Source organism: Shewanella sp. SR43-4 (genome assembly GCF_014163845.1).
Taxonomy (GTDB): Bacteria; Pseudomonadota; Gammaproteobacteria; order Enterobacterales; family Shewanellaceae; genus Shewanella; species Shewanella vesiculosa.
This window is the reverse complement of the sequence record NZ_JACJEB010000006.1, coordinates 224,408-251,006: the sequence shown is the minus strand read 5'-3', so window position 1 is coordinate 251,006 and position 26,599 is coordinate 224,408. Positions and strand designations below refer to the sequence as shown.

Sequence of the window (26,599 nt, the reverse complement as noted above, 5' to 3'; positions counted from 1 at the left end):
AAACAATAAATTGTTCACTCCTTTTTTATTCAACAACACGTAAATACTACTGCAACTAACCGTCTTAGTTTAAAAGTGATGTGATACCTGCAACACCACTTCTCGTGGTGCACCAGGGAAATGACCATTACGTTCAGAGAAACCGCTCACGGCATATTGTTTATCAAACAGGTTTTTCACATTTAACTGAAATTGCGTATCTTGCCACCGAGTTGTCCAGCTCATATCAAACACAGTATAAGGCTTAACACGCTGCGCATCCGCGCTGATTTGCTCACTAACATAGTCGGCACCTAATGCAATAGAAGACTGCAAACTGTCAATCTCATAACGCGTCCACAAACCCGCTTGATGTCGCGGCGCATTAATAAACTTAGTGCCATCGGCATAAGTATCGCCCACATCGCCTTGGGTAACACGGGCATCGTTGTAGGCATAATTGGCCATAATGGTCCAGTCGGCAGTAATATCGCCCACCAGAGTAAACTCAACCCCTTTACTTTCGACCTGCCCTAAACTAACCAAGGCAGGGATACCATCATCAAGACCGGTATAGTCAGGGTTACTCATGGCAACATCTTTTTTGGTAATTTGATACACAGCAACCGTGGTCATCATACTACCGTCAAACCACTGATTTTTAATACCGAACTCAACCTGCTCGCCCATTTCCGGATCTAAACTAGCGTCTTTACTTGCAGTTTCTTGATCGCCAAGGGAGGTCGGATTAAAACTTTCAGCGTAGTTAATATATAACGACGTATCGGTGGAGTATTTATAAACAACACCACCACGCGGTGATACATGGCTATCACTAAACTCAAAGCCAGTTTCTTTGTCAAAATCGTTAAAGTGATCGTAACGTAGTCCCATCAACAACAACCATTTCTCGCTTAAACTAATTTGATCTTGAACATATAAACCCGCGCGTTCGGTTTTAGTGCCATCACGATGTTGATCTTGTAAGTTATAAGTTGAAGGATCTGTTTCACCGTAATTAAGATCAAAAATGTTGAGATTGGCCACCCCGTCAGCCTCGTAACGGGCACGCCAATAATCATAATCGCTGTTTACGTGATGATAATCTGCTCCAAATAATAAGGTTTGCTCAATATCAGTATCTAATCGATATACAAAATCTGACGTCACACTCACTTCTTGGTTAGCGCGATATTGTTTACGATATTCACGTTTAATGGTTTTATCATCAATATTGGCTTTACCATCGCCATTAACATCAACCCAACTTTGTGATTCGTGATACCCCTGAACGCGCTCGTTATCCAGATAACGCACTGTGGTATTAACACTCAACTCATCGCTAAAGTGATGTTGTAAGTTAGCTTGTAATATTGTTGCTTCAAGGTTTTGATAGTCGGATTTTTCATTCGCGTTATAGCTTGGATCCACTAAAAAATTACCCTCATCGTCAACGGGAACACCACGTAAACGATTACCGCCTAAGTCTTGTTTGATATAATCAATGGTGGTTGTGAGCGCTGTATCATCGCCAAGTTGAAATAATAACCCACCGGTCAGCTCGGTGTTTTCAGAGTCTGCATTATTACGAAAGCTGTCTTTTTGTTCATAAAAACCACCTAAACGATAGGCAACTGAATCTGTTAAACCACCTTTAGAATCAATTGATCCGCCCATACGATCGTTATCACCAGTGGTTAATGTCACTTCAGTATCTTGGACAAAGCTCGGCTTTTTATTGACATAATTGATCATCCCGCCAGGTTCTCCACCACCGTATAACGCAGCAGCAGGACCTTTTAATACTTCTACTCGTTCAATATTAAATAACTGCGGTACGCCGAATCCCGAAAAAGGGTCGCCTCTTACACCGTCATAAAACACATTACTGTCATCGCGAAAACCACGAAAGGTCACTCCCGAGTAACTGTAAGTGCTTACCCCCGCAATAGAACGATATAAGTCGGTAATTTCACGTGCCGCTTGGTCAACAATCAACTGTTCATTCAGCACCTGCACCGACTGTGGTAAATCCATAATATCAGTTTCAACTTTGGCACCAACAGACGTAGAAGATTCACGATAAAAGGTCTGTGCCCGCCCCATGACAGTTATTTTCTCAATTGACTGATTCGAATTCACAGCCGATTCATTAGCACTGACACTCAACGCTGGTAATAGTAGGCTTAACACCCCAATATTCGTAACCTTCAAATGCATGACACTTTACCTAGTAACAATCTATCGCTATAAAATTGCGTGCAATATAGCATCAAATACTAATGACAACCATTCTCATTCAATAATTTACATTTGTGATATTTTGTTAATTATTATCCAGCACAGAATATTGCTAGCATGAAGTCATTGCAGTAGGTTGAGCATGCAGCAGTCAATAACAGCCATTGTTATTCTGTGCATTGGTGTGATAGTAAATTGAGGAGGTGTTAATTGGTCAAACATGCTATTGGCGACGTATAACCACCCTTTTCAGAATCAGATTATTGAAGTATAAACACACTAATTCGTTTGCAACACAAATGGTTAATAGCAATGATTTTATTGAAATTATTATAGATAATGACCTTCAATAGTCGTAAACAATAAACTGAGATATCAGCATATAAACACATTGTTCTCAATTGGCGCTAACATATATAGCCTAGCTAAATTCACCTAAACAGAGGTTCACATGACACAACAATGGATTACTATTATTCCTGACCAACCTTTTGCCGGATACCTGAGTTTACCTCCTACAGGCACAGGTCCAGGTCTGGTTTTACTTCAAGAAATTTGGGGAGTGAATGAACACATTCGTGCCGTTGCCGACAGCTATGCGCAAGCTGGTTTTGTGGTTTTCGCTCCTGACGTGTTCTGGCGACTCACTCCACGACTGGATTTAAACTATGATGACGCAGGTACCCAAAAAGCCTTTGAGTGTTACCAAACTCTGGATGCCGATCAGGCTGTTAGCGATGTTGTGACGGCAATTGATTTCCTTAAAACACGCCCAGAGGTCAATGGAAAAATCGGTATTATTGGCTACTGCCTTGGCGGTCAACTGGCCTATCGCAGTGCGGCTGCAAGTGCAGACATCAGCGCAGCTGTATGTTATTACGGTGGCGGTATTGCAAATTATTTAGATGTTGCGCCGCAGCTTAAGCAAGCGATTATGTTCCATCACGGTGCACATGACGAACATATTCCAGCCGATGATGTTGCTAAAATTAAAGCAACGTTTGCTCATCACACTCATGCACAATTTTTTGACTACCCTGCAGGACACGGTTTTAACTGTTGGGGACGTTCAGGAATGTATCATCAACCATCCGCGGCTTTAGCCCAGGGACGTTCACTGGCGTTTCTTGCCGAACAACTCTGCATTTAACCCCCAGCTGTCTGTAACATAAAAGGCCTCACATTGCTGTGAGGCCTTTTATTATAAAGAGGTGAGTTGGCCGATAAGCCGGGTCCTGTCGTGGACAGTTATTCATCTAGGCCTGCAATCGCTCACAGGCTCAAGCAACCTACCCGGTTCCAACGCGAGCAGCGCCATGCGGAACCCTATTAGCAACTTAGTGACACCAATTATAATTACGTAAACTATACAGGAAGCTGGCCTGTTATGTCTCAGTTTATGGAACAGTTGTGTATCACTTATAAATATCAAACTTCCTGCATTCTTTTTAAAACCTGATCCAAATGCACTCTAAAATACTGAATTAATTCTGAGTTACCATAACCATTTATTTTACATGAGCCAGACTTTGTCATTTCACAGACTGTATCAGGAAACCTTTCACTGTTAAGTTTAAATTTTACAGTATCAATGCTATGCCTACGGTTTGACACCATCTCATTAAAATCCTTTCTTGAATCCTTTCTACTAGAAACACTAATTTTAGCTAAACCATCATTATCAGTCCTGATTCCAGACGATGCTACGTGAGTAATGATGGGCTTTCCGAGTTCATTAGCTAAAGAGTCAACCCAATCAAACGGATTGATAGTAATATCGGCTAAAACAAAGCCAAAACCTAGAACTTCATGTAACTTAGCAATAAATTTTCTTAGGGATCGTGGAGGGTCAAATACGCACATTAGATGGGAGTCAGCGAACAAACTAAACTTACAGGTGTAGTAAGATACTACTACCTGTTCGGATTCGATACCAAAGGGATCTGTTACAATGGAAACTGTCTCGAGCTTTTCGGTGTATTGACAGGATAGTTGCCCACTATTAAATTCCTGTAGCTTGAAACCATACCCTTTTTTGTCATTATACTGTTCGCCACTGAGTAATGTCGCCAGCTCGCTCAAAGACACTGGAAGTTCTGAATACAACCACTTAGCTTTTAACATACCTAGCTCCCGTATTCTTCAAATACTGCTTTATAAGCCTTTTCAGCGGCTTGTCTAATTAAACCACAATATTCACGATTTTCGACTGGAGTAGCACTCCTTCTCGATATATTATGCAGCTTAGTTCGATCATTATAGTTGTAAACCCCCCGAACTAAATACTTAAAGTCAGTACATGATGATGGGTGACCAAACTGGGCTTCTAATTCAATTTTATCGCCTCCAAATATTTTAGAACTTGAAGTCCAAACAATTTTAGAGATAAAGAAGTTCTCTTTATGGAGTTGAGAAAACTCTTTTGATTCCAATACTCCATTACCCGCCAACACAGCTTTAGTTATATAGCCAGCAATTCGAGCACTTACATCGCTATTATTTTCATCCTCATCCTCATCCTCATCTAAGGAATCTACATCATGGTACACGTCTACACTAGAGACGTTATCAAAGTTAAACCCTTCAATAGATGTGATTAAACGATTGAAAAAATAACTTCTTGCTTTCGCCTCTGCAAATGACTCCAATGAAATTACAAACTCTTCAATTTCAGTGCCTTTTTGTTCATTTAAGCTATCTTTGAGGTATTTTGTGATTTCTTTTGCCTTCGGGTTTGACGGCATTTTAATTAGTAGCTCACCTTCTTTTGAGTGAAGCTCTACTTCACAAGTTTTTTTAGTCCGCTGATTTAATTCAGTTTTAGTAAAGTCAACATCAATATAAGTCACTATGATTTTAGTAGAGCTTCTTGTTTTTACAACTTTCACGGCTTCTTCAGACAAATTCATTTTCTCTCTAACTTGCTGACATGCTTTATCTAATTCATCTGTGCTGACTTCAGCCTTAACCACTGAATAAGTAGACTTCTCTTTACGGTTATGATGCTCTAGCTGCGTAGTAATCCAAATATAATCATGATAATCCAAAGTTAAAGAAGATATTAAGTTAACCAATTCATATTTTTCTGTTTTGGGAGAAACAAAAATACCTCTATCGATTAGAAAGCCCAACAGTGACGAATGAGTTACTCTTTTCTGGAGTAAAGCATCAAAAACATTCTTATCTGAAGGTACGAAGATTGATGGGCCTGTTTTACTTGTCATTATCTCGCATTCCTATTTGAATATCACTGAAGTACTGTGACAGTTGTTCTATATGTCCAGCTTTGATTCTATTTATCTGAGCTTCACGAGAATCATCTAACCCCCAAACACTAAGGTATTCAATTTTTGCTTTCTCAAAATTAACGATGGCGATTTTAGAAGCATCTGTTAATCGTAGTTCAATAGCCTTATTGCTCAATAACAACTGTTGCCGAGATAGTGCATCAAGTAAATATATAAACTCATCTACAGTTTCTCCTTTTCTATGATAATAAATGACATACCCTTCCTCACCAGAGCCAATTGAAGCCTTATATTTCAATGTTAACCATGGGGCAGTCAAAGCCTCAATTGATGCAGGTTGATCCCATTCGTCGCCTTTTCGCTTACTTCGAACAAGATCTGGATAGAAAAAAGTATAATTAGACTTCGTAAACTTCTCATTCGCAACCATATCTTTAATGTCTACAACAACATTATTTAACCTTCTGATGGTTATAGGATCCATAAGAGTTATTTTAGTGTTTTCTGCAATAGGTAGCTTATTGCTATCCAGCTTTAGAACTATCTCACTTAACCCTTTATCATAATCTCCGTCATGATTGTAGATGAACAGTAATCCACCAACATCACCGTAGTCAATGTCACTAACAATGTACAACTTCTGCCAGTCTTGACTTACACGAGCACAATCTACTGAAAGTGACAAATTGGAGAGTGCAGTAGTAATTGATGTTTTTGTTATACTATCCTTAGCATAACTTTTTAGATCTGTATTTATGTAAATATGATGACCTGTGTAGGGATCTAGATAATAGAAGACAACATCAGATGGGTGTGTCTTTTTACAATGATCCTCTTTGACACATTCCCAATTAACATCTGTTAAGGGAAATTTATACCACTTAAACCAATTAAAAAGTCTTTCTGAAACTAATTTGGCAATTGCCTCTATGTTACCTGCCTCACCCATAAGAACTACTCACTTTAATCATTGTTTTCAGAATATTACGCCTTAACTCATGTGTTAGCAATATTTGTACAGTTGCCGGTTTTAAGTTCATGAAGTAGTCCAGAACATTGAATTTTAATGAGGATTTCTAAAGTTACAAATACTTAGTCGAATAGACTCAATTAAACCGCTTAATCCTTTCGTACCTAGCAGCTTCTAATTGCAAGCCATCCATATAGGAGCTAACTTTTATAGCAAGCTCTGTAGCCTCACCTTCGGTCAACTCCATCTGCTTAACTATCCATTCTGGTGAGTACTCCATGCTAATGTAGTAAATAAAATCCTTTATTCTTCTTTCCATCGTTCTCTCCTCTTATCTTTGAAAAAGTCACCTTCAACAACTGGCTTATCAAGTAATTTATCAACATTTCTTGCTTGGCTAATATTTGCCACCAGCTCTCTAATGGCTTTGGCTTTATCAGGCTCATCATGTATTGATTTATAGCAGTGGTAAGGGTTTTTCCCCTTCCCTTCTGAAAAGCATCTTGCGATTGAGTAAGGTACTTCTAAATCCCTCATCAACACTGCTCTTGAAAATCGCTTTTGCTCTAGAACCCAGAGCAAGTTCAAAAAGTTTAACAACTCTAACTTTGCCCTATACTCATGCTCTCCATAGTATTTACCCCCCATTGACATTGGGGAGCTTCACAAGCTTAAAATTGAACATTATGCACCTCTCTTTTTGAGACTATTTCGACTCCTTTTTTTGATTGTTTACGTTTTATGTGGAAGTACCTACTCAGTATTTTTAGGTAATGATTCGGGTTTACCCTAACTGTAATTTGATGGCTGTTGGTGATCGCTTTAGTGATGATATCCTTAGCATCTACTGCGGAGTAAAACTTACCTACTGCAAACTTCTTATAAATTGCTTTCTCTAACGTCGGTTCTGGGAATAGAATCCTATCTCTGTATATATCTAGCTCCTTTCTGTTTAATGCGATTCCCCTCACCTCCTCTTTATCAAAATCACTGTCGAGCAACAATGTCACCATATTGAATACTGAATCAAATTGATCACCATATCTCTCACGATTCAATGCTTTTTCAACAGCTAGCGAATACTCCTTACTCTTCACTTCCTGATTCAAATTTTTCACTTTGTCGAGGGCCGCTACAGTTGTCGAAGAAATATTCGTAACGGCATCAGCGATCCTGTAGTCATATCCTTCAAATGTTAAGCCGTTCCTGAAATTTGCTATGTCCATAGCAGACTTCTGCTTATGGTATGGATATAGCAAGTTCATATATATATCTACCCCCTCAATTCGAATCAGCTTCTCTATGTCCTTCGCACCAAGAAGCCTTATTTTATCAAGACCTAAATTGTTTATTTCCCTATAGAATTCGTTTTGATATTCTTTCTCTTTATATGCTTCAGGTATGTAACATATTGCAGGTTTAATAGGCTTCCTAATTAGATGGCAGTTTGCTTTTCTATCCCGATCCCGCTCATAAAATTGAACGATCTGCTCTTCAGACCAGAATTTGTTAGCGACGATAATAATGTTATCAATGCCACTCAAATTGATCCCCTCAAGCAAAACTTGAGTCGTTATTACAGTTCCTTTTATCTCACCCAGTGCCAAAATTTGCTTGTGGCAATCATCCTCTTTTGAATCTGAGCTTATAACCACAACATTACCTAAGACCTTTTGTATGGCTAAGGCCTTCTTCTTATCATCAAACAGCACAATATTATTTTCTAAGGGGTTTAAGCTCTTTAAGTGCCGAACAAGTGCGTTGTCTAGAGTTCCAGTAGTCTCAAGCACTGTAATTTCTCGTTCAGGTCTATCGGCTTTAAAATCGAAGTGATAATCAAATTTAAAGCACTCCAAATGAGTAGGGTCGAAAGTTCCTGACATACAAAGGACTGTATACGATGTGGCTTTAAGCCTTTCAATTAGGCCTGACATGATGTCCATTCTGAAACCATCAGATAACACCCGATGAAACTCGTCCAAAACAATTAGATAATCGCTTAGGTCATTTTTATCAAGTAAGGCAATTAGCGCATTGTAACTACACAAAAATTTATCGGTCGCAGGTAAAACCCCACTACAACCAGTTAAGGTTTCATAATCTCGATGTTGCGATTGTTGTTCAATAATTGAATTCAATGGAGCAGCAAAAATAACCTTCCTCTCCATTTTATCTAAAACAAGAGTGGTCTTTCCCGTTCCAGTTGTAGCAGTGAGCAAGTGCTTCTTCCCATCCTTGATTTGCACATCATCGGCTTGTAGATACGTTAATTTTTTTGTTTTAATCTTATAGTTTGCAGTTTTCTTTTTAAGTGCAGAGATATCAATACCTCGGCAAGACTTTCTCGCTTCACTTACTGTTTTTTCAACCGTATTTCTTTTTTTGTCCCAATTCATACTATGGGCTAACGCAATTTGATACTCCTCACTAACCCTATGTTTTGCAATTTCAACATGAATATAAAAGAAGGCATCATTTCTAGAGAACTTCTTGTTATTAACGGTAATTGATGAGCTTTCGCATGCGTCCGTATAGGTTTTTGCAAGCTTTGTCACTTCAGGAGATTCATCCATCCCCGCAATAGCCTCTACTTTTTTACCTGTAGATTTGACGACGCTAGAGCCTTTATTAAATGATGATAAATCCAAAATATTCGAAGTTTGCGATTCATACTCAAAAAAATGCTCTAGCTCCACAGGAACGACAAAACCACGACCTTTAATCAAAAAGCTAGTATCTAAATATGTTTCCCCGCCAAAGCTAAAATACTTCTGTATAGAAGCTTTTCGGCTAATAGCATCTGCTATATCCATAGGTTCAGCGATAGGGAAAATGACTCGAAACTTATCAACACCCGTTACCCTATGGGTAGATGTAGTATGTAAGTAATATGTATATTTTTGATTGAATTTAATGAACTGCTCTATTGAGCACGAATCATCAATATCTAAGACCAAAAATTGCAATTTATCTATATTATCGGCAACAAGTTTTTCACTTTGATCTTTTACAGAGTAAGGAAACAGGAGGGGATTTGATTCTTTGATTTGCTTAGTAATGTCGCAAAATTGCGAGCCATAGTTTATGACTAGTTCATCATGTGTTATTCCTTGATTAGGTATTTTTAGGCTTTTAATACTTCCAATCAAATCTGTAACTATTGTTGTGCTGTAATCAGTCTTATTATAGACGTTAGGTGCTAGTTGAAATTGCATCTTCTAGGTTAATGGAAATAGAGAGCTTCATGGCCTCGAACTCTATTCCTGCTTCTTCTAAAAGCTTTGCTCTAAGAGCTGAAAGCTTCACGTATCCTTTGTTTTTTAAATGTTGGTAAAATGCTCTTGCCTCTGAATCTTGCAGGCCTGATTCTACTAATAGACTTCGAGGAGGAATAACCTTAATCCCGTCTGTAGCAAAAATCAGAGCTTTCTCTAAGTTTCTAATTTCCATACAACAATTATACACTAAATCACTGTTTTGTATAGCAAATATTTATATTCCTGCCCGGGCAATAGGTTGTGTAAGTTAATTTGCGCACAACATTTATGTCAGCCGTCGTGCTTGGTTGCCAACTGTTTAAACTTTGAAAATCACAAATTATTATTATTTTTTAAGAAAATCCAAAACTCCTGTTCATCAAACAACTCACTTACCACCTTAGCCCACCTTAGTTTAACACTCGCAACTTAACCCTAAAGCCCCCAAGTACGGTTCGAAGCAACAGCTAACATCCTTGCTGATGATTTTCGAGTGACATTCGAAGCGCCTCCAAACGCCCTTCCAACAGTAGTCGGAACTTCATCACAGATTAATCGATACTCTATACATAACCAGCCCATTAGGCGTGCTAAAGCATATGTTTTAGCGCAGCCAGCGATAATTATATATACACTATATGCACCAAGGGCTACAGCTCATTCGATGCCAACACAAACAGCTTCAGATGAGCTAGCAGAAAAGAAGTTCATTTGATCAATCGCCCCTACAGGTGGAATTATAGCCCCACGAATTACACAGCACTAACGAGAAACAAAAATGAGAATTGGATATCAAGGAATATCACCATATAGCAAGAGAGGTGATGAACAGCTAAATCAAGAGTTACTGCTTAAGAATTGCGACAAAGTAATCATCGAAAAAGCCACATGGTTTAGTGAAAAGATGACACTAGTAGCGAGCATTGACTCAGTGAATGCTGGAGATGAATTTGTAGTCTGTAGCTTAAGGTTTTTAGCGCAAGACACGAAGAAGTTGATCGCTTTCATTGAGCTAATAGAAAGCAAAGGAGCAATGCTGACAGTGCTAGATATGGACAATAGCTTATCAGGCCGTTTTAAAGCTTTAAAGGCCTTTGAGCACTACGTCACTAGCGCCAAAATAATGAAAGGTAAAAGCTCGAGTAAAAAAAGCCAAGGCCGGAAGCCAATAGAGTTAGGCACGGTTTTACGAGTGAAGAATCTTAAGAAATACTCAAAAAAAAGCATCAGTGAAATAGCAAGAGATTGCGAAATATCTAGACGCTCTGTAAATAGAATTTTAAACAATGAGGAAAAATAGCATGAATAACTTAAACAACGATAGCACTACTAACACAGCCTTTAACCCTACAAACTTGTTTGGTGATGTTGCCGTGTCTAACGAGCATAAAAGCCCATCGGAGTGGACTTTAGAAGACTGTAAGAGCAATCTTCAAGTCATTTTTAAAGAATCTAAGAACGCTGACGAAATTGATGTTTCTGTCCGCTTGCAAGGATTAACTATGTTGAGACTACATAATGGAAAAACCGTTATTCAAATCAAGAAAGGGGCTTTAACAAAGGAAGAAGTGCTTGAAAGGGTTATTGATGCAGATTCAATAATTGTTGAGGCTCAAGAACGCCTAAAAGAAAGCCTTAGGAAGGCTAAAACCAGCCGGGAAACGACCCACAAAAGAAATACAGGAGATAGACCAGCAAAACCTAAAATAGAAGAAGATGGTCAAGGATACCCTCAACCACCTCATTCTTAGTAGAAGTTTAAATCTGGAAAAGATTCTATTCATACGTGTGAGAACTGACAGTATAGAATCTATTTCAGGCTTAGGCTACCCCGATACAGTCAAGGAGTAACTTATGAGCAACCGATATAATAGGCCCAAAATAGTATTAGTAAGACGCTACTGGCGCTGGCGGTTTAATCACTGGGAGTTGGTTTGCAAACACTTCCGCTGCCTACCAAAAAGATAGCAGAAAGCCCTCAGCTATGAGGGCTGCTCCACTTGAGTCATTTAGCTGAATAAGTCTTAATTTGATCTGTCAGATTCGATTAACCGGACTTAATCAAACCTAACAGTCGCATATGTGCCAATAGCGACCCTTAAACCTTTTTAGATTTGACGATCGCTATGTTCGTAAAGCGGAAGCTTTTCAACGTTAGTATTGAACAGTTATTCATCTTATAAGCTGACATTAGTATTTTAAATAACTTGGATGTCAATATTCCGTTATAGTACAGTTATCTAACTTATCGACCTGATCGCCAATTTGAGTGACTTTTTTCATCTGAGCTTGCAGTAGCACTAAACAACTGTGCTGTTCTTTAACGCGGTTGTTTAATTTAATCTGCTCAAAACGGACGTTTAGTGAATACCAACCAACCAAAAACGTCACCATGAAAACGACTATGAGGTTGGCGCCAGTGGCATAGGTTTTACGATTCTCTTCGTCAAATTGCTCCGTTACTTTTGCGATAGTGCTTTGGCGAATGCTTTTATTCGGCATGAGTAATGCCATGATGACGACAAGAGACAAGAGTAACCTAAGGGCTAACACCCCGAGTAATACGGCAAACGCCCCCCATGTAATATAGTAATACATGGGCATAGCAAGAAAGCTTGTGTAATTTGAAGTTTGCCCGAAAATGGGTCCTACCCAATCGGTAAAATCGAACGCTAACGGCCAAAAAGTCGCGGCATTTAACGCGGTCACCACCGCAACGAGAAAGATGCCTTTGAAGGGTTGATCGAAAAAAGAGAGCAGTTTATTACAAATAATTTTCATAAATAGCTTCCTAAAAAATGCAATAAAACGCACTTATGATAAGTAATAATCTAGATAACACAATTTTTAAAATCGACATATCACCAAAAAATAGCTCGTTTTAATACATTTAGTCGAACCTTAAGCTGGAGAAGAGGAACAAAATGATTAAGAAACATGATTGTCTCTACCTCCACTTTACACAGGAAGCTAATCTTCATTTCTGATATTGTGAACGATCGTTGTTTTTTTGTCTTTAACGGACCTACATATTGTGGTTGTCGATAGTCCGTTTCTCGCTCATTACTGCCTGTTAGATGAAATATGAACCTATTCCTCATGACTGTAAGATCAGATATGAGCTACTAAAATTTAGCTGAAGCTTTTTCTTCCCGATATATCTTGTAAACCTGATTTCGAGAGCACCCCATCATATCAGCAATCTCTTGCTTCGTTAGGTTACTGTTCTCATCATCTACTAGCTCAACGATACGCTTTCGCTCTTTATCCTGAATCCGACGAGGCTTACCAAATTTAACACCTTTGGCCTTTGCTCTATCCAACCCCTCTTGGACTCGCTCATTAATAAGATCTTTTTCAAATTCAGCGAATGCACCCAGCATACTGAACATCAGCTTCCCACTACTTGTTGAAGTGTCGATAGCCTGATTTAATACATTGAGTGTTGCCCCCTTACACTCAATCATTTCAATCAATTTATGCAAGTCTGTAAGTGAGCGAGCCAATCGATCTAGCTTAGTAATAACAAGACTATCGCCCTTCCTCAAATAATCAATTGCACGTTGTAACTCAGGGCGATCACTTTTGCCCCCACTTAGTTTTTCTTTAAACACTTTATCGCAATGCTTCAATTGCTCCAGTTGAGCATCAAGGCTTTGATTTTGTGTAGAGCATCGAGCATATGCAATCATCATGTATTCTTTATCCTTAAGGGTTAGATTACAACAATTAGATTACGATAAAGATTACATTAAATCAACCTGATTCAGATCAAAAGCCTCGTAGCAAATTCATGTAATCAAAACTGTAGTTAAGGTTACATAGGGGGGCGGTTAAAAGACTACTCATTGCAAGCACCTAATCAGGCCCCTTCTCGCGCGGTACTTTTCAAAAATATATAAATTGGCTAGAGGCGCGATGAGACTTAATAATCTTCCCTCCTAAAGCCATTCAATAAATATTGAATGGCTAGGAAACCGTAAATGTGACTGCACGCACACAACAAGGCGGCACTAAATGTATAATAAATATGAATTTATACCGAAAAACCTTAGTAACGAGGATAGTTGAGCACTGTGCATTAGCAACTCAATTTATTTGTCCTAACCCTTCTAACATTTTTATTTTGGCGTGATTAGGTAAATCACTCCGATCTGAGTTGCAAACATCATAAAGGAGCTAATGATGCTAGACATACCAATTATTAGTTGGCTGATTTTATTTTCTGTCATCGCTATAGTTATTATAGCAATTCCATTTACCCTCTTTAGTCTAAAGGGCCGAGCTGACGAGATAGCCAAAAACACTAAAGAAATAAACGAACACTTGAGAATGTTACGTCAGGAAATTGCGATAAACATAAGTAGCCAAAAACCAGAAGTAAGCCCTAGAGAACAAGTATCCCCTTCAGTGCTGAAAGCACAGCGATAAAAAATATGTTGTGACGTTAAGACAGAGTTATTGTTCCCCAATCTAGAATACATAACTCATTCAATTTAATCGCTTGGCATACTAAAACAGGATAAATGCTACTATATACGCTTAAGGCCACCAGCAGAGCTGGTGGCCTTAAGTTTTGGCACACAGTCATAGCGTTGGCTCAATACTCTATTAGATCAATAACCTTACACAGCTCTTTCAAAGAAAATCGATGAGTATATCTAGCAGTAATGCCAAGCCCTTGAGTCTTATCATGACCAACTATTTCTTGAACGAACTGAGGCTGAACATTTTGCTGAATGGCTTTGGTTATAAACGTATGACGAGTCGAATGAAAAACACGTTTCTGCCCTAGGTCATCAACAACTCTAACATCTGCATTTTTTAGTAGTATATGGTTAAACCAATCTGTAATTTTCTTTGTAACAAGCTTAGGATCACCAAAAATAAATGCCTGATTACCATCAATTCTATTAACAAACTCAATAAATCCTAATGCAGTAATTTTGTGGCTTATTGGGACTAACCTAAGAGCATTATCTGTTTTCAAGCTTTTGTTATCGTCATTGGTAATCTGGATATAATAACGGCCTAAATCCGGGTGAAACTTAATATTTGTCTTTTGAAGGTTAACCAACTCTCCCCTTCTTGCCCCCGTATAAAATGCTAACCTTGGAAGCCAGTATTGCCAGTCCTCCCCTTTAGCATTTTGGAGAACCCGGTTCACCTCATGGTCTTCAAATGAGCCGTAACGGACAGCTTTAGGCTTGATTTTTATTGCTCTGGTGGGATTATCTAACTTCATGTCGAGTTGAAAATTCATAAAAACATACAGCCCTTGTAGCCACTTCAAATGCTCTTTTGCAGTCTTTGCAGCTACTTTGTCTCTATCAGGAACAACCCCTAAACTTACAATATCCTCCCATGACATTGCGCTATACGGTTTAATGTTTTTCTTCGGCAAATCACCCACACGCAATAGATAATCTTTAAAGTGACGTGTTGTTAATTGAGATACAGGCCTATCACCAGAGATGAGCAAGAATAGATTTTTGTATCTAAGATAAGCTTCACACATTTTGTCTGAAAGGCCTTTTGACTTTTTATACTCAATCATTTGGTTATGAATATTTGAAAAAAATGACCCAGAGCTATCAGATTTAGCTTCAACTGCTGTCTGTAGCGGTAAAATGGCATCATCTAAGGCTTGTTGAAACCTAGAATCTAGAAGTTGTTTTATCAGAGTTGTTACTTGGGATTGCTCAACGGCAGCGAAGTTTTTCTGAAAGCTGTAACGCTTAATTGATTGGATGAGGGGGAGAAAGCTATGCAAACGAGAGTATGCTTCATTTAAGCTATCAGTATGAAGGCTAAAACGAATTTCGTTTTGATTTACTAGAAGAGCAATATTGGCAGGTAAGCGATACCGAAAGTAATAAATTCGACTTCTTAACTCTAGATATAGAGGTAGTGGGCGTAATACTTGACTGCTTTGCTTGTGTATCAGTTTGTGTAACATTAATGGCACCCCAAGGTTGAGGTGCCACTAAGCCATTGTTTTGCTTGCGCAAAAATTGTAGGTGAGTTGGCCGATAAGCCGGGTCCTGTCGTGGACAGTTATTCATCTAGGCCTGCAATCGCTCACAGGCTCAAGCAACCTACCCGGTTCCAACGCGAGCAGCGCCATGCGGAACCCTATTTGGTCTTGCTTCGGGTAGAGTTTACCTTGCTACGGACTATTGCTAGCCGCACGGTGCGCTCTTACCGCACCCTTTCACCCTTACCATCTTAGCCGAGGCCAAAATGGCGGTCTCCTCTCTGTTGCACTTGTCGTCGGTTCACACCGCCCAGGCGTTACCTGGTACCCCGCTCTTTGAAGCCCGGACTTTCCTCCCCGTACTTACGTACGCGGCAACTGTCTGGCCAACTCGGCGCGGATTATAGCCTAAGCAGCGCAACAAACCAATGCCAAAGCGACCAGCTTTTTATAAATCCAGTTCTAAACCATATTTATATAGGGCATTTTTCTTTAAACCATGAATTTGCCCAGCTATAGCTGCGGCTTTTTTAAGCGGTAATTCTTCACAAAGTAACTTTAATGTAGCAACTGCAACCGCTGGAATACCTTCTTCATCAGTTAATGTAAAGCCATGGCACATAATGACCATTTCGCCTTTTTGCTGATTATCATCGGCTTCAACCAGTGCCAATACTTCAGCAGCGGTACCCGATAAAAAGGTTTCGAAGGTTTTAGTGACTTCACGAGCCATCACTATTTGTCTATCTTCGCCTAACACCTCAACAATAGCAGCAAGGCTATAAAGAATACGGTGAGGAGATTCGTAAAATATCAGCGTACGAGGATCTTCTTTAAGAAATTCAAGCTTATCGATACGCGCTTTTTCTTTGGAAGGTAAAAAACCTTCAAAACTAAAGCGATCAGACGGTAACCCTGATGCACTTAGGGCGGTAATGGCGGCACAAGCGCCAGGCAGTGGCACGACTCTGTGGCCAGCTTGGCGAACATGATTAACTAAATGATAGCCAGGATCAGAAATTAATGGCGTACCCGCATCAGAAATAAGTGCGATTGATTTACCTTCATTTAACTGTTCAACTATCCATTGCGCTCGGTCACGTTCATTGTGATCATGTAATGCCGTTTTACGGGTTTCAATACCAAAGTGACTCAGCAGCCTTCCGCTATGGCGTGTGTCTTCGCAGGCGATTAAATCAACCTGTTGCAGCACCTCTATTGCCCGAGCGCTGATGTCGCCAAAATTACCAATTGGGGTGGGAACAATATACAGCGCGACCATTTGGTCCATAATTACCTCGATAATGAATCTACCTGAGTCTTTCGCCAAGCGTAAGAGCAGGTTAAACTAGTGACAGCATCTTACCAGAGTGAAGCCAAGTGTTAAAAAGACTGAATACTACAAAATTCGTGTGCGCGTTGATTTTCTCTGTATTGGTGGTCGGTTGTGCCGCCAATAAACAGCAAGATAATATTGACGCAAGTGCATCGCTCGTTGCCGCTGAACATCCAGCTAAAGTTTATTTAGCCCAAGCAACGAATAGCAGTTTACCAGAAAAGCGTGATCGTTATTTATTACTCGCCGCTCACGCTTATATCAATGACGGTAACTTTAATTCTGCCGCTAAAGTATTAACCTCAATGCAGAAGTCGATGGTGACCGTTCCCTCGCTTCAAGCTGAGCACATATACTTGCGTGCGCGCATTGCAGAGAAAACCAATAGCAGCCAAGCTGCGCTGGATATATTACAGTATCCGCCTCATTGGCAGTTACCGCGTTGGCAAATGGCGAGTTATCACCAATTTAAAGCCAAGCTGTATAAGAATACTCAACAGCCAATTGATCAAGTTAAGCAATTAAGCCTGTTAAGTAATTACTTACCAAAATCTGAAACCTCTGCGATTAATAATGTCATTTGGAAGCTTCTACAGCCTTTACATGAAGAAACAGTGCAGTCGTTTATGCGCGATCAGTCTAATCCGATTTTTGCGGGTTGGTTACAATTAACCTATATTGCTAAGCATTATGCGGTTGAACCAACTCAATTAGTGCGTTATTTAGGTGAATGGCAGCGTAATAACCCTAATCATCCTGCGGCGATGAAATTACCTGCAGATCTAGAACAGGCACTCAATGCTAAGCCTTTTAGACCGCAAAATATTGCGGTGTTATTACCATTAAGTGGTCCACGTGCTGTGGTTGCTGAGCCCATTCGTCAGGGGTTAATGTCAAGTTACCTGTCAGACTATGACGCCAATGTATCAATTAACTTTTATGATACTCAGCAAGGTGTTGCTGCCGCTTATCAACAAGCCGTTGCCAAGGGGGCGGAATTTATCATTGGGCCGTTATTACCCAATGAAGTTGAAGAATTACAGAAAGTAAATGATAAACAAAAAACCACTATTCCTCAGCTGTATTTGAATCAAACAGACACCTTTACACCACAACCAAATCTGTTTTATTTTTCATTGTCACCCGCGCAAGAAGCCAGTGATGCAGCACGTAAACTGTTTAATGATGGCGTCAAACTGCCATTGCTTCTAGCCAGTAATGACCCGATTGGTAAACGTATGGCCGACAGTTTTCAACAAACATGGCTGACATTAACCAGTAACGATGCCGAAGTGTATTTCTATGATGCTGGCGACCAAATGAAGTTGACCGTTCAAGAAGCATTGGGCGTAAAAGATAGCCAAGCACGTATTAGTAGAATGCGTGATTTATTAGGCAGTCGCTTAGAATCAGATTTTCGTTCTCGCCAAGATATTGATGCGATTTACATGATTTCTGGTTCACAAGATTTAGCCCTGCTAAAACCCTTCTTAGACGTTAACTTTAGTGTGTTCTCTGAACCAGTAACTTTATATACCACTAGCCGGAGCCGCCTTGAAAGTGAGTCAGCACAATCGGCACAAGAGTTAAATAACTTGATCATTAGTGATGTTCCTTGGCTAATGCAATCGAATAGCGAAACTCAAATGGTGTCAGAACTGTGGAGTGGTTGGAATAATAGCCAAAAACGCTTGTATGTCATGGGGTTTGACGCACTTGAGTTGGTTAATCGTTTAGCGCAAATGCGTGCGTTCCCTGGCTATCAATTTATGGGGCGTAGCGGCGCATTATCAGTGAAACCTAATGGCGTGATTGAGCGTCAATTGTCTTGGGGTAAATATACTCAAGGAAAATTAACACCACTATGAACAGTGGACAATTAGCTGAGCAACGTGCACGAACTTATCTTGAACAACAAGGTCTGATATTTGTTGCCGCTAATGTCCGCTATCCATTTGGTGAAATAGATTTGATTATGCGCCAGCAAGATGTATGGGTGTTTGTGGAAGTCAAATTTAGAGCGTCAAATCAGTTTGGTGGCGCCTTAAATGCACTCACAAATAAGCAAATCACCCGGATAAGATTAGCCGCGGATCATTATTTACAAAGACAAAAATTGAATCCACCTTGTCGCTTTGATGTCATTGCGATGAATATTGATGAAATAAACTGGCTACAAGGCTGTTTTTAAGCGGCAATTGATTACCATAACCTTGATTTATGGCATCATAGAGTCAAATCACCAAGTCTTACTGATGAGCGATATTAAAAAGGCCAATCAGAGACATACGTAGACATAATTTAGCGTAAGGATTGTTGCATGTTAGAACGTATTAAAGATAGTTTCACCGAATCGATTCAAACTAAAATTGATGCTGCTGAAGCATTGCCAGAATCGATTGAAAAAGCGGCCGAGATGATGGTGCAATGTCTACTTGGCGGTAATAAAATTCTGTCATGTGGTAATGGCGGCAGTGCTGGCGATGCTCAACACTTCTCAGCTGAATTATTAAACCGTTATGAAATTGAACGTCCACCTCTACCGGCTATTGCATTAAGCTGTGACACGTCAACCATTACGGCTATCGCCAACGATTATAGCTACGATGAAATTTTCTCGAAGCAAATTTTAGCTTTAGGACAACCTGGTGATATTTTATTAGCGATTTCTACCAGTGGTAACTCAGGTAACATTATTAAAGCCATGGAAGCAGCATTAAGCCGTGACATGACAATTGTTGCATTAACTGGTAAAGACGGCGGCGCAATGGCAGGTTTAATGAGCGCTGGTGATGTAGAAATCCGTGTACCGTCAAACGTGACAGCACGTATTCAGGAAGTTCATTTACTGGTTATTCATTGTTTATGCGATAACATCGATCGCACCTTGTTCCCACAGGACGAACAAGCATGATAAGAGGGTTACTCATCATCTCGATCCTTGCGATGTTGCAGGGATGTGCTGGTGCGGTCATGGTTGGCGCCGTTAGCGGTGCCAAGATGGCAAACGATGAGCGCAGCATGGGCACGCAAATCAGCGATACCAATGCTGACTTTGTTATTGCCAGCGCATTATCAAAACATGATGACCTCAACAATCAAACCCATATCGCTGCCATTGTGATGAACAAAAATGTATTGATGATAGGCCAAGCGCCTAATTCAATGCTGCGCGATAAAGCCGTTAAAGTCGTACAAGATTTACAAATTGGCGGCAAAATACATAATCAAATCCGTATTGGCACACCAACCTCATTTACCACTCGCAGCAATGACACTTGGGTCACCACCAAAGTAAAAGGCCGCATGCTGAATGAGAAGTCGCTCGATATTACTCGCATTAAAGTCATTACCGAAAACGGCGAAGTGTTTTTGCTTGGGTTAATTGACCGCAAACAAGCTGATTTAGCCGTTGATATCGCTCGAAATACAGCTGGTGTTCGCAAAGTGATTAAGGTTTTTGAATACACTGAATCTTAATCCTGCTGTAGCTAACAACTTATCGCGATTTAAAAAATTCATCCTGCATTTTGCTCGATGAATTTTTTTTGCGATCTTTTGGCTTGTATCCAAGGGATAACCAGTGACGGTAACACAATAAAACTAGCGCCTAACCAACTTAGTCCATCAAGCCATTCGTCAAAAAATAACCAGCCCAAGAAAACACAGAACAACAAACCTGTATATTCTGCCACCACAATTTGACTGGCTTGCGCTTGACGATACGCTAAGGCACAAAACCATTGGTATGCGAGTAAAAATACGTTACTTAACACTGCGATGACCACTAAAGAAACACTTATTCCCTCTATGCCTTGTACTAAGGCCATCACAAAAACTAACGGCATGCTAAGTAAATTATAAAGCATTAGCGTAACGATTGGACTTTCTGTACTAGGTAACTTGCGCAGTGCCAACTGGTTAATCGCAAACGTAAATGCTGAAATTAATACTGCAATACCAAACCAGTTAATTTCACTTGGGCGCAGTAAAATAATAATGCCAATAAACCCCAAAATAGCCGCTAACCAATGCGCTGCAGTAACGGTTTCTTTCAAAAACAAAAATCCCATTAATACAATCATTAATGGCGCTGAGTAAAATAACGAACTCACTGTAGCAATCGGTAGCGCAATTAAGCCCATAACTAAACATACAGCGCCAATAGCGCCGGTATTAGCCCGCACTAAATGCACCTTTACGTGGCGGCTGGTTGGTTTTTTAGCCGCCAACCACAAAGGCAGCAACATGATTACTGATGTTAACTGTCTAATTAACAGAAATGTTGCAGCGCTACTGCCCTCTGGAAGCCATTTTATAGACACATCATACATAGCGCTAAAAAGGTTACCGACGACCAATAACATCATGCCGATGGCGATTGTGGATTTCATTGTACTTACAACCTAAGAATCAATAATTAGCTGCATCATATCCTTAGCAATTAATAACGAATAATGATGTTTTTAATCAATGCATGAGTTAAATTCATACATAGTAAATTTTAATAAAATAAACTCATATTTAAGGTGCATATGCGCAAACTACCACCACTGAGGGCACTACAAGTATTTGAAGCGGCTGCAAGGCATGCGCACTTTTCTCGGGCGGCAACTGAGCTTTGTATTACTCAAAGTGCGGTATCGCATCAAGTGAGGCTGCTTGAAGCTCATTTTGGTGAACGATTATTTAGCCGCGAAGGTAGGCAACTCTGTTTAACCAGTAAAGGCAGTGTGCTTTATCATGAGCTAGAACAAATATTTAATGAGCTGAATGATTTAAGCATGCAAATCACTGGAGACAGTAATGATCAACTCCGTTTAGCGGTATACAGTTCATTTGCCATTAAGTGGCTCATCCCTCGCTTAAGCGATTTCCATCGATTGCATCCACAAATTAAAATTCGCCTAGATATGATCACCGACGACCCACTGATGAGTGATAGTGTGGCTGATATGTTTATTACTGGGCAAAGTGGCCAACCCGGTTATGTGCATCGCATGTTACACCAAGAGAGACTGATCCCAGTGATCTGTCCTGGGCTGCTCAATACCGACCTCTCGGCGCTGAGTGTATTACGTCAGCATGCATTACTTACCGTTGACGAAGGGCCAACAGGCTTTGATTGGGAGCGCTGGTTAACCGTTAATGGCATTAGCATAGCAGCGACACAACAACAGCATGTATTTAGCCATGTGTTGTTAGCCATTGAAGCGGCAATTGCCGGTCAGGGTATCGCGCTAGCGTCAGATTTTATGGTAGAGCGAGATATTAGTAAGGGAGCATTAGTCGCGCTTGACTTACCCGCTATGTTGACTGGCTTTGAATTCAATTTTAGCTGTAAACAACGACGTTTAAAGGAACCTGCTATCGCTGCGTTTGTGCAATGGTTAACCAAAAAATAAGCCAGCAATTTGCTGGCTTATCAGTAACAATAGCTAAAGTTTTACTTACACGATAAGGCCAATTTTTTCGTAGACTTTTTTAATGGTCACTTCTGCACGCGCTTGGGCTTTTTCAGCACCTTCCGCCATCACTTGGCTTAGGAATGCATGATCGGCGCGGAACTCTTTAAAGCGAGCTTGTAATGGCTCAAGCATACCAACAACCGCTTCACCGGTAGCCACTTTTAAATGGCCATACATTTTGCCTTCAAATTCTGCTTCTAAAGATGCAATTGACTGCCCTGTACAACCTGACATTAAACTCAGTAGATTAGACACACCCGGCTTTTGTTCGATATCAAAACGCACCACAGGCGGCTCTTCACTGTCAGTCATGGCTTTTTTCACTTTCTTTAAAATCGCTTTAGGATCTTCAAGTAAACCAATAACGTTATTGCGGTTGTCATCTGATTTGGACATTTTCTTTAGTGGGTCTTGCAGTGACATGACCTTAGCACCATGCTCAGGAATAAACGGCTCAGGAATAGTAAACGTGTCGCCATAAGCATTGTTAAAACGAGTGGCAATATCGCGAGTCAATTCTAAGTGTTGCTTCTGATCTTGACCAACTGGGATTTCATTAGCTTGATACAGCAAAATATCTGCCGCCATGAGCACAGGATAACCATATAGCCCAACGTTAATGTTATTAGCATGCTTTAAAGACTTATCTTTAAACTGGGTCATGCGGTTTAACTCACCCATTTGGGTGTAACAGTTTAATACCCAACCAAGTTGAGTATGCTGCGGCACTTGCGACTGAATAAATACGGTGCTTTTTTTAGGGTCAACACCACACGCAAGGTACAAGGCTAATGTATCTAAACAGGCTTCACGGAGTAACTTAGGATCTTGACGAACCGTGATGGCATGTAAATCAACAACACAATATAGGCAATCATGACTATCTTGCATGGCAACCCATTGACGAAGTGCGCCCATATAATTACCTATGGTTAATTCGCCTGATGGCTGCGCACCGCTGAGTACTATGGGTTTAGTCATGTGTTTTATTGCTCCAGATTATCTTTTTGAAAATTAAAATTATTATGAAAGTAAGTATTGCTCTATATCAGCAAAATTTTCGCATACCGCATGGGGATGACTTAGGCCGATATCTTCGCCGTAGTTGTAGCCATAGGTCAAGCCAATAGACATAACATTGGCAGCTTTAGCTGCTAAAATATCATTCTTTGAATCACCAATCATCAGTAATTGCGACTCATCCAATTGCCACTGTCCAAGCAAATGCTGCAACGGCATAGGATCCGGCTTCATTTTGGCTAATGAATCGCCGCCGAGCACTTCGCTAAACACATCATCGAGACCAAAAGCACTTAATATCGGCAAGGTAAAACGATAAGGTTTATTGGTGACGATAGCCAGTTTAAAACCAGCTTGTTTTAGCTTTTGTAACGTGGTGATCACCCCAGAGTACAAACGACTATGCGTATGTAAATGCTCACTATAGTAAAGCATAAATAGTGGCATCGTTTTCTCAAGTAATGCCTGTAGCTCAGGAGTATTTTCTGCCATGCCAGAGGCATAACTTAATGCACGTTGCATTAATACACGCGCACCATTTCCGACCCAACTCAGCACTAGCGCTTCTGTTACGGGTGGATATTGGCATTGTGCTAATGTGGCATTGGTGGCTACAGCTAAATCAGGCACACTGTCGATTAATGTACCATCTAAATCAAAAGCGATAGCGCTAATGTTTGACCATTGCATCATGTTAAGTCCTAATAATACGAAAAGACGTTATGATACCGTAGCAAGTTCTGCACGCATTTGATCAATAACAACTTTATAATCTGGTTGATTAAAAATTGCCGAACCCGCGACAAACATATCTGCACCGGCAGCCGCGATTTCAGCAATATTGTCGACCTTTACGCCACCATCGACTTCTAAACGAATATCAAACCCACTCGCATCAATGAGTGCACGAACTTGGCGAAGTTTGTCTAATGTATGCGGAATAAATGACTGACCACCGAAACCTGGGTTAACCGACATCAATAAAATAACATCAAGTTTGTCCATTACGTGATCTAAATAATGCAATGGTGTGCCGGGATTTAAGACTAAACCAGCTTTGCAGCCAGATTCTTTAATAAGCTGTAAGGTACGATCAACATGCTCTGAAGCTTCTGGGTGAAAAGTAATAATTGAAGCGCCAGCTTTAGCAAAGTCAGGAATAATACGATCGACGGGTTTTACCATTAAATGTACATCAATATCTGCAGTGATGCCGTAATTACGCAGTGCAGTACATACCATAGGGCCAATGGTTAAATTAGGAACATAGTGATTGTCCATTACGTCAAAGTGAACAACATCCGACCCCGCATCTAATACGGCTTTAACATCATCACCTAAACGGGCAAAATCGGCGGACAAAATTGATGGTGCAATTAAAAATGGGCGCATAATCTTCTCTATTGGCAGATCAAAGTGTCGACATTTTACCCTTTGCAGCCGCAACCCTCTAGTCTCACGCGAGAAATAACCACTCTGAAACTGGAATTTAGTCGAAAATGCCAACATTGGTCAACTTTGTTATTTTTTAAACAGAAACCAGTGTTCAATAACTAAGCTATTTTGCTATAATGCGAAAATGTTGTTATGTTTATGATCCAATATAAGATCTTACATCTGTTGTAGTATTAATCGATTTTACACCACGGATAGGGCAAAATTTATGCTTAAGTACTTAATACGCAAGCTTTCTGGTCGTGATGGCAAATTATTGTCAATACAGATTTTTGCTGTTTTTGCGACATCAGCTTCGGCACTATTGCTAAGCCAAGTATTAATGAGCACCGAAAATAACTCTGCCAATAGTAAAGCCTGCGTGTGTAATAGCGGCACCAACTACAATACTAGCTTGCCAAGTAGTCATCCTACCAATCGATGTGCAGAACAATCAAACGATGTGAGCTGGGGAAATTGGGTTACAGGCAACAGTCGCTCAAGCCAATTTCATTTCATTGATCTACTTGAACTGATCCACGGCCACAAAGATAAGCCATTAAATGATATGCCATCATCTGGCAGCCCAACTCAGATATCGCGTTAATGTCTATTTGGCGAGTATTTAGTAGTACTGTAGCGGCTTTTTTTGGCGTGCAGACAGAACAAAACCGTCAAAAAGATTTTCAAACTCAATCTCCTCTGCCCTTCATCATCATGGGAATTATCTTAGCAATTACTTTAGTGATTTCAATAATCTTGATTGTTAACCAAGTATTAAGTTAATTACCTGCTTTGCTAGATATGCCACTGTAATATTATTCTTCTTCACGATAATGATGGTCATATAACGCCATAATTTCGTCGACTTTATTACGTGAACCACCTTTAGGACTAATATTACGTTGCACCGAAATCGTTGAACAAGATGCACCGCGATATAATTCTCGAGTTAACGGAATATCATGGTTACTGATCAGCACAGGAATATTTCGCTCATGAGCAATAAGCCGTGAATGACGTGCAAGTAATGCTTGATCGTCTAGGCTAAAACCAGGGCCGGCATAAGTGGTAAAACTGGCTGTTGTCGATAAAGGTGCATAAGGCGGATCACAATAAATAACATCGCCGCTTTCAGCAATATCAAAGGCTTGTTCGTAACTTATACATTTAAAGGTCGCTTTTTGCGCTTTTAATGAAAAATAACGAATTTCGGCTTCTGGAAAATAAGGTTTTTTGTACGAGCCAAACGGCACGTTAAAACCACCTTTACGATTGTATCGACATAGACCATTAAAACCATGACGATTCATATATAGAAAATATACTGACCGAATAAATGGATCGCTACAGAGATTAAATTCTGCACGAATACGATAATAGGCATCTTTGTCATTCATCTCATCGACAAACATTGCTTTTGCCGCTTGAATGTATTTATCAGGCTGTTGCTGAACAATTTGGTATAAATTGATTAAGTCTTGATTAATGTCACACAACAAATAATCATCAAACTGAGTATTGAGGAATACCGAACCCGCGCCAACAAAAGGTTCAATGAGTCGATTGCCTACTGGAAGGTGTTTTGCTAGCTCATCAACGAGCTTGTATTTACCGCCTGCCCACTTTAGAAAGGCTCTATGCTTTTTTATCATGAAAAGGAATTATA

General features: G+C 40.0%; 28 protein-coding genes and 1 other RNA gene. 11 read left to right on the top strand and 18 right to left on the bottom strand.

The window, feature by feature from the left end:
- Positions 1-69: 69 nt before the first annotated feature.
- On the bottom strand, positions 70-2,199 hold the full coding sequence (locus H5123_RS09245) for a TonB-dependent siderophore receptor (RefSeq protein ID WP_182697777.1): 2,130 nt from the start codon (positions 2,197-2,199) through the stop codon (positions 70-72).
- A gap of 472 nt (positions 2,200-2,671) precedes the next feature.
- Between H5123_RS09245 and H5123_RS09240 the strand changes: the two genes are divergently transcribed.
- Complete coding sequence (locus H5123_RS09240) at positions 2,672-3,370, top strand: dienelactone hydrolase family protein (RefSeq protein WP_182697776.1); 699 nt, start codon at positions 2,672-2,674, stop codon at positions 3,368-3,370.
- 278 nt (positions 3,371-3,648) lie between these two features.
- Here the strand turns inward: H5123_RS09240 and H5123_RS09235 are convergent, their stop codons facing one another.
- The 7 genes from H5123_RS09235 to H5123_RS09205 form a co-directional block, all read right to left on the bottom strand.
- A complete protein-coding gene (locus H5123_RS09235; protein WP_182697775.1) occupies positions 3,649-4,344 on the bottom strand; it encodes a hypothetical protein in 696 nt (231 codons plus the stop codon).
- A gap of 2 nt (positions 4,345-4,346) precedes the next feature.
- Positions 4,347-5,444 (bottom strand): hypothetical protein, encoded by a 1,098-nt coding sequence (locus H5123_RS09230; RefSeq protein ID WP_220487591.1) that lies wholly within the window; start codon positions 5,442-5,444, stop codon positions 4,347-4,349.
- On the bottom strand, positions 5,434-6,417 hold the full coding sequence (locus H5123_RS09225; RefSeq protein ID WP_182697774.1) for a hypothetical protein: 984 nt from the start codon (positions 6,415-6,417) through the stop codon (positions 5,434-5,436). The genes H5123_RS09230 and H5123_RS09225 overlap by 11 nt, the downstream gene beginning before the upstream one ends.
- A gap of 157 nt (positions 6,418-6,574) precedes the next feature.
- Complete coding sequence (locus H5123_RS09220; RefSeq protein ID WP_182697773.1) at positions 6,575-6,757, bottom strand: hypothetical protein; 183 nt, start codon at positions 6,755-6,757, stop codon at positions 6,575-6,577.
- On the bottom strand, positions 6,742-7,092 hold the full coding sequence (locus H5123_RS09215) for a hypothetical protein (protein ID WP_220487590.1): 351 nt from the start codon (positions 7,090-7,092) through the stop codon (positions 6,742-6,744). The genes H5123_RS09220 and H5123_RS09215 overlap by 16 nt, the downstream gene beginning before the upstream one ends.
- Before the next feature lie 17 nt (positions 7,093-7,109).
- Positions 7,110-9,653: a DEAD/DEAH box helicase gene (locus H5123_RS09210; RefSeq protein ID WP_182697771.1), complete on the bottom strand. Its 2,544-nt coding sequence runs from the start codon at positions 9,651-9,653 to the stop codon at positions 7,110-7,112.
- The gene (locus H5123_RS09205; RefSeq protein ID WP_182697770.1) at positions 9,631-9,888 is read right to left on the bottom strand and encodes a hypothetical protein; all 258 of its coding nucleotides are present in this window, start codon (positions 9,886-9,888) and stop codon (positions 9,631-9,633) included. The genes H5123_RS09210 and H5123_RS09205 overlap by 23 nt, the downstream gene beginning before the upstream one ends.
- Positions 9,889-10,473: 585 nt before the next feature.
- Here H5123_RS09205 and H5123_RS09200 point away from each other — a divergent pair.
- The gene (locus H5123_RS09200; RefSeq protein WP_182697769.1) at positions 10,474-10,995 is read left to right on the top strand and encodes a hypothetical protein; all 522 of its coding nucleotides are present in this window, start codon (positions 10,474-10,476) and stop codon (positions 10,993-10,995) included.
- A gap of 1 nt (position 10,996) precedes the next feature.
- The gene (locus H5123_RS09195) at positions 10,997-11,446 is read left to right on the top strand and encodes a hypothetical protein (protein WP_182697768.1); all 450 of its coding nucleotides are present in this window, start codon (positions 10,997-10,999) and stop codon (positions 11,444-11,446) included.
- Between the two features lie 463 nt (positions 11,447-11,909).
- Here H5123_RS09195 and H5123_RS09190 read toward each other — a convergent pair whose 3' ends face one another.
- On the bottom strand, positions 11,910-12,476 hold the full coding sequence (locus H5123_RS09190) for a hypothetical protein (RefSeq protein WP_182697767.1): 567 nt from the start codon (positions 12,474-12,476) through the stop codon (positions 11,910-11,912).
- Between the two features lie 344 nt (positions 12,477-12,820).
- Complete coding sequence (locus H5123_RS09185; RefSeq protein WP_182697766.1) at positions 12,821-13,390, bottom strand: recombinase family protein; 570 nt, start codon at positions 13,388-13,390, stop codon at positions 12,821-12,823.
- Between the two features lie 487 nt (positions 13,391-13,877).
- Here H5123_RS09185 and H5123_RS09180 point away from each other — a divergent pair, with 487 nt between their 5' ends.
- Positions 13,878-14,126, top strand: a complete 249-nt coding sequence (locus H5123_RS09180; protein ID WP_182697765.1) for a hypothetical protein — start codon at positions 13,878-13,880, stop codon at positions 14,124-14,126.
- 169 nt (positions 14,127-14,295) lie between these two features.
- On the opposite strand, the gene H5123_RS09175 is transcribed toward H5123_RS09180, so the two are convergent.
- The 3 genes from H5123_RS09175 to rsmI form a co-directional block, all read right to left on the bottom strand.
- Positions 14,296-15,654, bottom strand: coding sequence for a tyrosine-type recombinase/integrase (locus tag H5123_RS09175; protein ID WP_182697764.1), 1,359 nt, complete (start codon positions 15,652-15,654; stop codon positions 14,296-14,298).
- Positions 15,655-15,712: 58 nt separating this feature from the next.
- Positions 15,713-16,066, bottom strand: an RNA gene (rnpB, locus tag H5123_RS09170) — RNase P RNA component class A.
- Positions 16,067-16,120: 54 nt separating this feature from the next.
- On the bottom strand, positions 16,121-16,963 hold the full coding sequence (rsmI, locus tag H5123_RS09165) for a 16S rRNA (cytidine(1402)-2'-O)-methyltransferase (RefSeq protein WP_124017508.1): 843 nt from the start codon (positions 16,961-16,963) through the stop codon (positions 16,121-16,123).
- 89 nt (positions 16,964-17,052) lie between these two features.
- Between rsmI and H5123_RS09160 the strand changes: the two genes are divergently transcribed.
- From H5123_RS09160 to dolP, 4 genes are all read left to right on the top strand, one after another.
- Positions 17,053-18,876 (top strand): penicillin-binding protein activator, encoded by a 1,824-nt coding sequence (locus tag H5123_RS09160; protein WP_124017507.1) that lies wholly within the window; start codon positions 17,053-17,055, stop codon positions 18,874-18,876.
- Positions 18,873-19,199 carry a YraN family protein gene (locus H5123_RS09155; protein WP_182697763.1) on the top strand — a complete coding sequence of 109 codons (327 nt, stop codon included), beginning with the start codon at positions 18,873-18,875 and terminating at the stop codon, positions 19,197-19,199. Before H5123_RS09160 ends, H5123_RS09155 begins: the two co-directional genes overlap by 4 nt.
- 129 nt (positions 19,200-19,328) lie before the next feature.
- The gene (locus H5123_RS09150) at positions 19,329-19,922 is read left to right on the top strand and encodes a phosphoheptose isomerase (RefSeq protein ID WP_124017505.1); all 594 of its coding nucleotides are present in this window, start codon (positions 19,329-19,331) and stop codon (positions 19,920-19,922) included.
- Positions 19,919-20,488 carry a division/outer membrane stress-associated lipid-binding lipoprotein gene (gene dolP / locus H5123_RS09145; protein WP_124017504.1) on the top strand — a complete coding sequence of 190 codons (570 nt, stop codon included), beginning with the start codon at positions 19,919-19,921 and terminating at the stop codon, positions 20,486-20,488. The genes H5123_RS09150 and dolP overlap by 4 nt, the downstream gene beginning before the upstream one ends.
- Before the next feature lie 38 nt (positions 20,489-20,526).
- Here dolP and H5123_RS09140 read toward each other — a convergent pair whose 3' ends face one another.
- The gene (locus H5123_RS09140; protein ID WP_182697762.1) at positions 20,527-21,402 is read right to left on the bottom strand and encodes a DMT family transporter; all 876 of its coding nucleotides are present in this window, start codon (positions 21,400-21,402) and stop codon (positions 20,527-20,529) included.
- 141 nt (positions 21,403-21,543) lie between these two features.
- Between H5123_RS09140 and H5123_RS09135 the strand changes: the two genes are divergently transcribed.
- Positions 21,544-22,413 (top strand): LysR substrate-binding domain-containing protein, encoded by an 870-nt coding sequence (locus tag H5123_RS09135; RefSeq protein ID WP_182697761.1) that lies wholly within the window; start codon positions 21,544-21,546, stop codon positions 22,411-22,413.
- A 45-nt stretch (positions 22,414-22,458) separates the two neighbouring features.
- On the opposite strand, the gene trpS is transcribed toward H5123_RS09135, so the two are convergent.
- Genes trpS through rpe form a run of 3 tightly spaced genes read right to left on the bottom strand, consistent with a single transcriptional unit; the run spans position 22,459 to position 24,888 of the window.
- Positions 22,459-23,457, bottom strand: a complete 999-nt coding sequence (gene trpS, locus H5123_RS09130) for a tryptophan--tRNA ligase (protein ID WP_124017501.1) — start codon at positions 23,455-23,457, stop codon at positions 22,459-22,461.
- A gap of 42 nt (positions 23,458-23,499) precedes the next feature.
- Positions 23,500-24,189, bottom strand: a complete 690-nt coding sequence (locus tag H5123_RS09125; protein WP_182697760.1) for a phosphoglycolate phosphatase — start codon at positions 24,187-24,189, stop codon at positions 23,500-23,502.
- Positions 24,190-24,216: 27 nt separating this feature from the next.
- Positions 24,217-24,888: a ribulose-phosphate 3-epimerase gene (rpe, locus tag H5123_RS09120; RefSeq protein WP_124017499.1), complete on the bottom strand. Its 672-nt coding sequence runs from the start codon at positions 24,886-24,888 to the stop codon at positions 24,217-24,219.
- A 271-nt stretch (positions 24,889-25,159) separates the two neighbouring features.
- On the opposite strand from rpe, the gene H5123_RS09115 reads away from it, so the two are divergent.
- Positions 25,160-25,537, top strand: a complete 378-nt coding sequence (locus H5123_RS09115; RefSeq protein ID WP_182697759.1) for a hypothetical protein — start codon at positions 25,160-25,162, stop codon at positions 25,535-25,537.
- On the top strand, positions 25,537-25,716 hold the full coding sequence (locus H5123_RS09110) for a DUF2970 domain-containing protein (RefSeq protein WP_124017497.1): 180 nt from the start codon (positions 25,537-25,539) through the stop codon (positions 25,714-25,716). Before H5123_RS09115 ends, H5123_RS09110 begins: the two co-directional genes overlap by 1 nt.
- A gap of 32 nt (positions 25,717-25,748) precedes the next feature.
- Here the strand turns inward: H5123_RS09110 and H5123_RS09105 are convergent, their stop codons facing one another.
- Positions 25,749-26,585: a Dam family site-specific DNA-(adenine-N6)-methyltransferase gene (locus H5123_RS09105; protein WP_124017496.1), complete on the bottom strand. Its 837-nt coding sequence runs from the start codon at positions 26,583-26,585 to the stop codon at positions 25,749-25,751.
- Positions 26,586-26,599 lie beyond the last annotated feature (14 nt).

Bases quoted from the DNA above. Each gene is read 5' to 3' on its own strand.
- H5123_RS09245 (WP_182697777.1), bottom strand. From the start codon at position 2,199: ATGCATTTGAAGGTTACGAATATTGGGGTGTTAAGCCTACTATTACCA.
- H5123_RS09240 (WP_182697776.1), top strand. From the start codon at position 2,672: ATGACACAACAATGGATTACTATTATTCCTGACCAACCTTTTGCCGGA.
- H5123_RS09235 (WP_182697775.1), bottom strand. From the start codon at position 4,344: ATGTTAAAAGCTAAGTGGTTGTATTCAGAACTTCCAGTGTCTTTGAGC.
- H5123_RS09230 (WP_220487591.1), bottom strand. From the start codon at position 5,444: ATGACAAGTAAAACAGGCCCATCAATCTTCGTACCTTCAGATAAGAAT.
- H5123_RS09225 (WP_182697774.1), bottom strand. From the start codon at position 6,417: ATGGGTGAGGCAGGTAACATAGAGGCAATTGCCAAATTAGTTTCAGAA.
- H5123_RS09220 (WP_182697773.1), bottom strand. From the start codon at position 6,757: ATGGAAAGAAGAATAAAGGATTTTATTTACTACATTAGCATGGAGTAC.
- H5123_RS09215 (WP_220487590.1), bottom strand. From the start codon at position 7,092: ATGTCAATGGGGGGTAAATACTATGGAGAGCATGAGTATAGGGCAAAG.
- H5123_RS09210 (WP_182697771.1), bottom strand. From the start codon at position 9,653: ATGCAATTTCAACTAGCACCTAACGTCTATAATAAGACTGATTACAGC.
- H5123_RS09205 (WP_182697770.1), bottom strand. From the start codon at position 9,888: ATGGAAATTAGAAACTTAGAGAAAGCTCTGATTTTTGCTACAGACGGG.
- H5123_RS09200 (WP_182697769.1), top strand. From the start codon at position 10,474: ATGAGAATTGGATATCAAGGAATATCACCATATAGCAAGAGAGGTGAT.
- H5123_RS09195 (WP_182697768.1), top strand. From the start codon at position 10,997: ATGAATAACTTAAACAACGATAGCACTACTAACACAGCCTTTAACCCT.
- H5123_RS09190 (WP_182697767.1), bottom strand. From the start codon at position 12,476: ATGAAAATTATTTGTAATAAACTGCTCTCTTTTTTCGATCAACCCTTC.
- H5123_RS09185 (WP_182697766.1), bottom strand. From the start codon at position 13,390: ATGATGATTGCATATGCTCGATGCTCTACACAAAATCAAAGCCTTGAT.
- H5123_RS09180 (WP_182697765.1), top strand. From the start codon at position 13,878: ATGATGCTAGACATACCAATTATTAGTTGGCTGATTTTATTTTCTGTC.
- H5123_RS09175 (WP_182697764.1), bottom strand. From the start codon at position 15,654: ATGTTACACAAACTGATACACAAGCAAAGCAGTCAAGTATTACGCCCA.
- rsmI (WP_124017508.1), bottom strand. From the start codon at position 16,963: ATGGACCAAATGGTCGCGCTGTATATTGTTCCCACCCCAATTGGTAAT.
- H5123_RS09155 (WP_182697763.1), top strand. From the start codon at position 18,873: ATGAACAGTGGACAATTAGCTGAGCAACGTGCACGAACTTATCTTGAA.
- H5123_RS09150 (WP_124017505.1), top strand. From the start codon at position 19,329: ATGTTAGAACGTATTAAAGATAGTTTCACCGAATCGATTCAAACTAAA.
- dolP (WP_124017504.1), top strand. From the start codon at position 19,919: ATGATAAGAGGGTTACTCATCATCTCGATCCTTGCGATGTTGCAGGGA.
- H5123_RS09140 (WP_182697762.1), bottom strand. From the start codon at position 21,402: ATGAAATCCACAATCGCCATCGGCATGATGTTATTGGTCGTCGGTAAC.
- H5123_RS09135 (WP_182697761.1), top strand. From the start codon at position 21,544: ATGCGCAAACTACCACCACTGAGGGCACTACAAGTATTTGAAGCGGCT.
- trpS (WP_124017501.1), bottom strand. From the start codon at position 23,457: ATGACTAAACCCATAGTACTCAGCGGTGCGCAGCCATCAGGCGAATTA.
- H5123_RS09125 (WP_182697760.1), bottom strand. From the start codon at position 24,189: ATGATGCAATGGTCAAACATTAGCGCTATCGCTTTTGATTTAGATGGT.
- rpe (WP_124017499.1), bottom strand. From the start codon at position 24,888: ATGCGCCCATTTTTAATTGCACCATCAATTTTGTCCGCCGATTTTGCC.
- H5123_RS09115 (WP_182697759.1), top strand. From the start codon at position 25,160: ATGCTTAAGTACTTAATACGCAAGCTTTCTGGTCGTGATGGCAAATTA.
- H5123_RS09110 (WP_124017497.1), top strand. From the start codon at position 25,537: ATGTCTATTTGGCGAGTATTTAGTAGTACTGTAGCGGCTTTTTTTGGC.
- H5123_RS09105 (WP_124017496.1), bottom strand. From the start codon at position 26,585: ATGATAAAAAAGCATAGAGCCTTTCTAAAGTGGGCAGGCGGTAAATAC.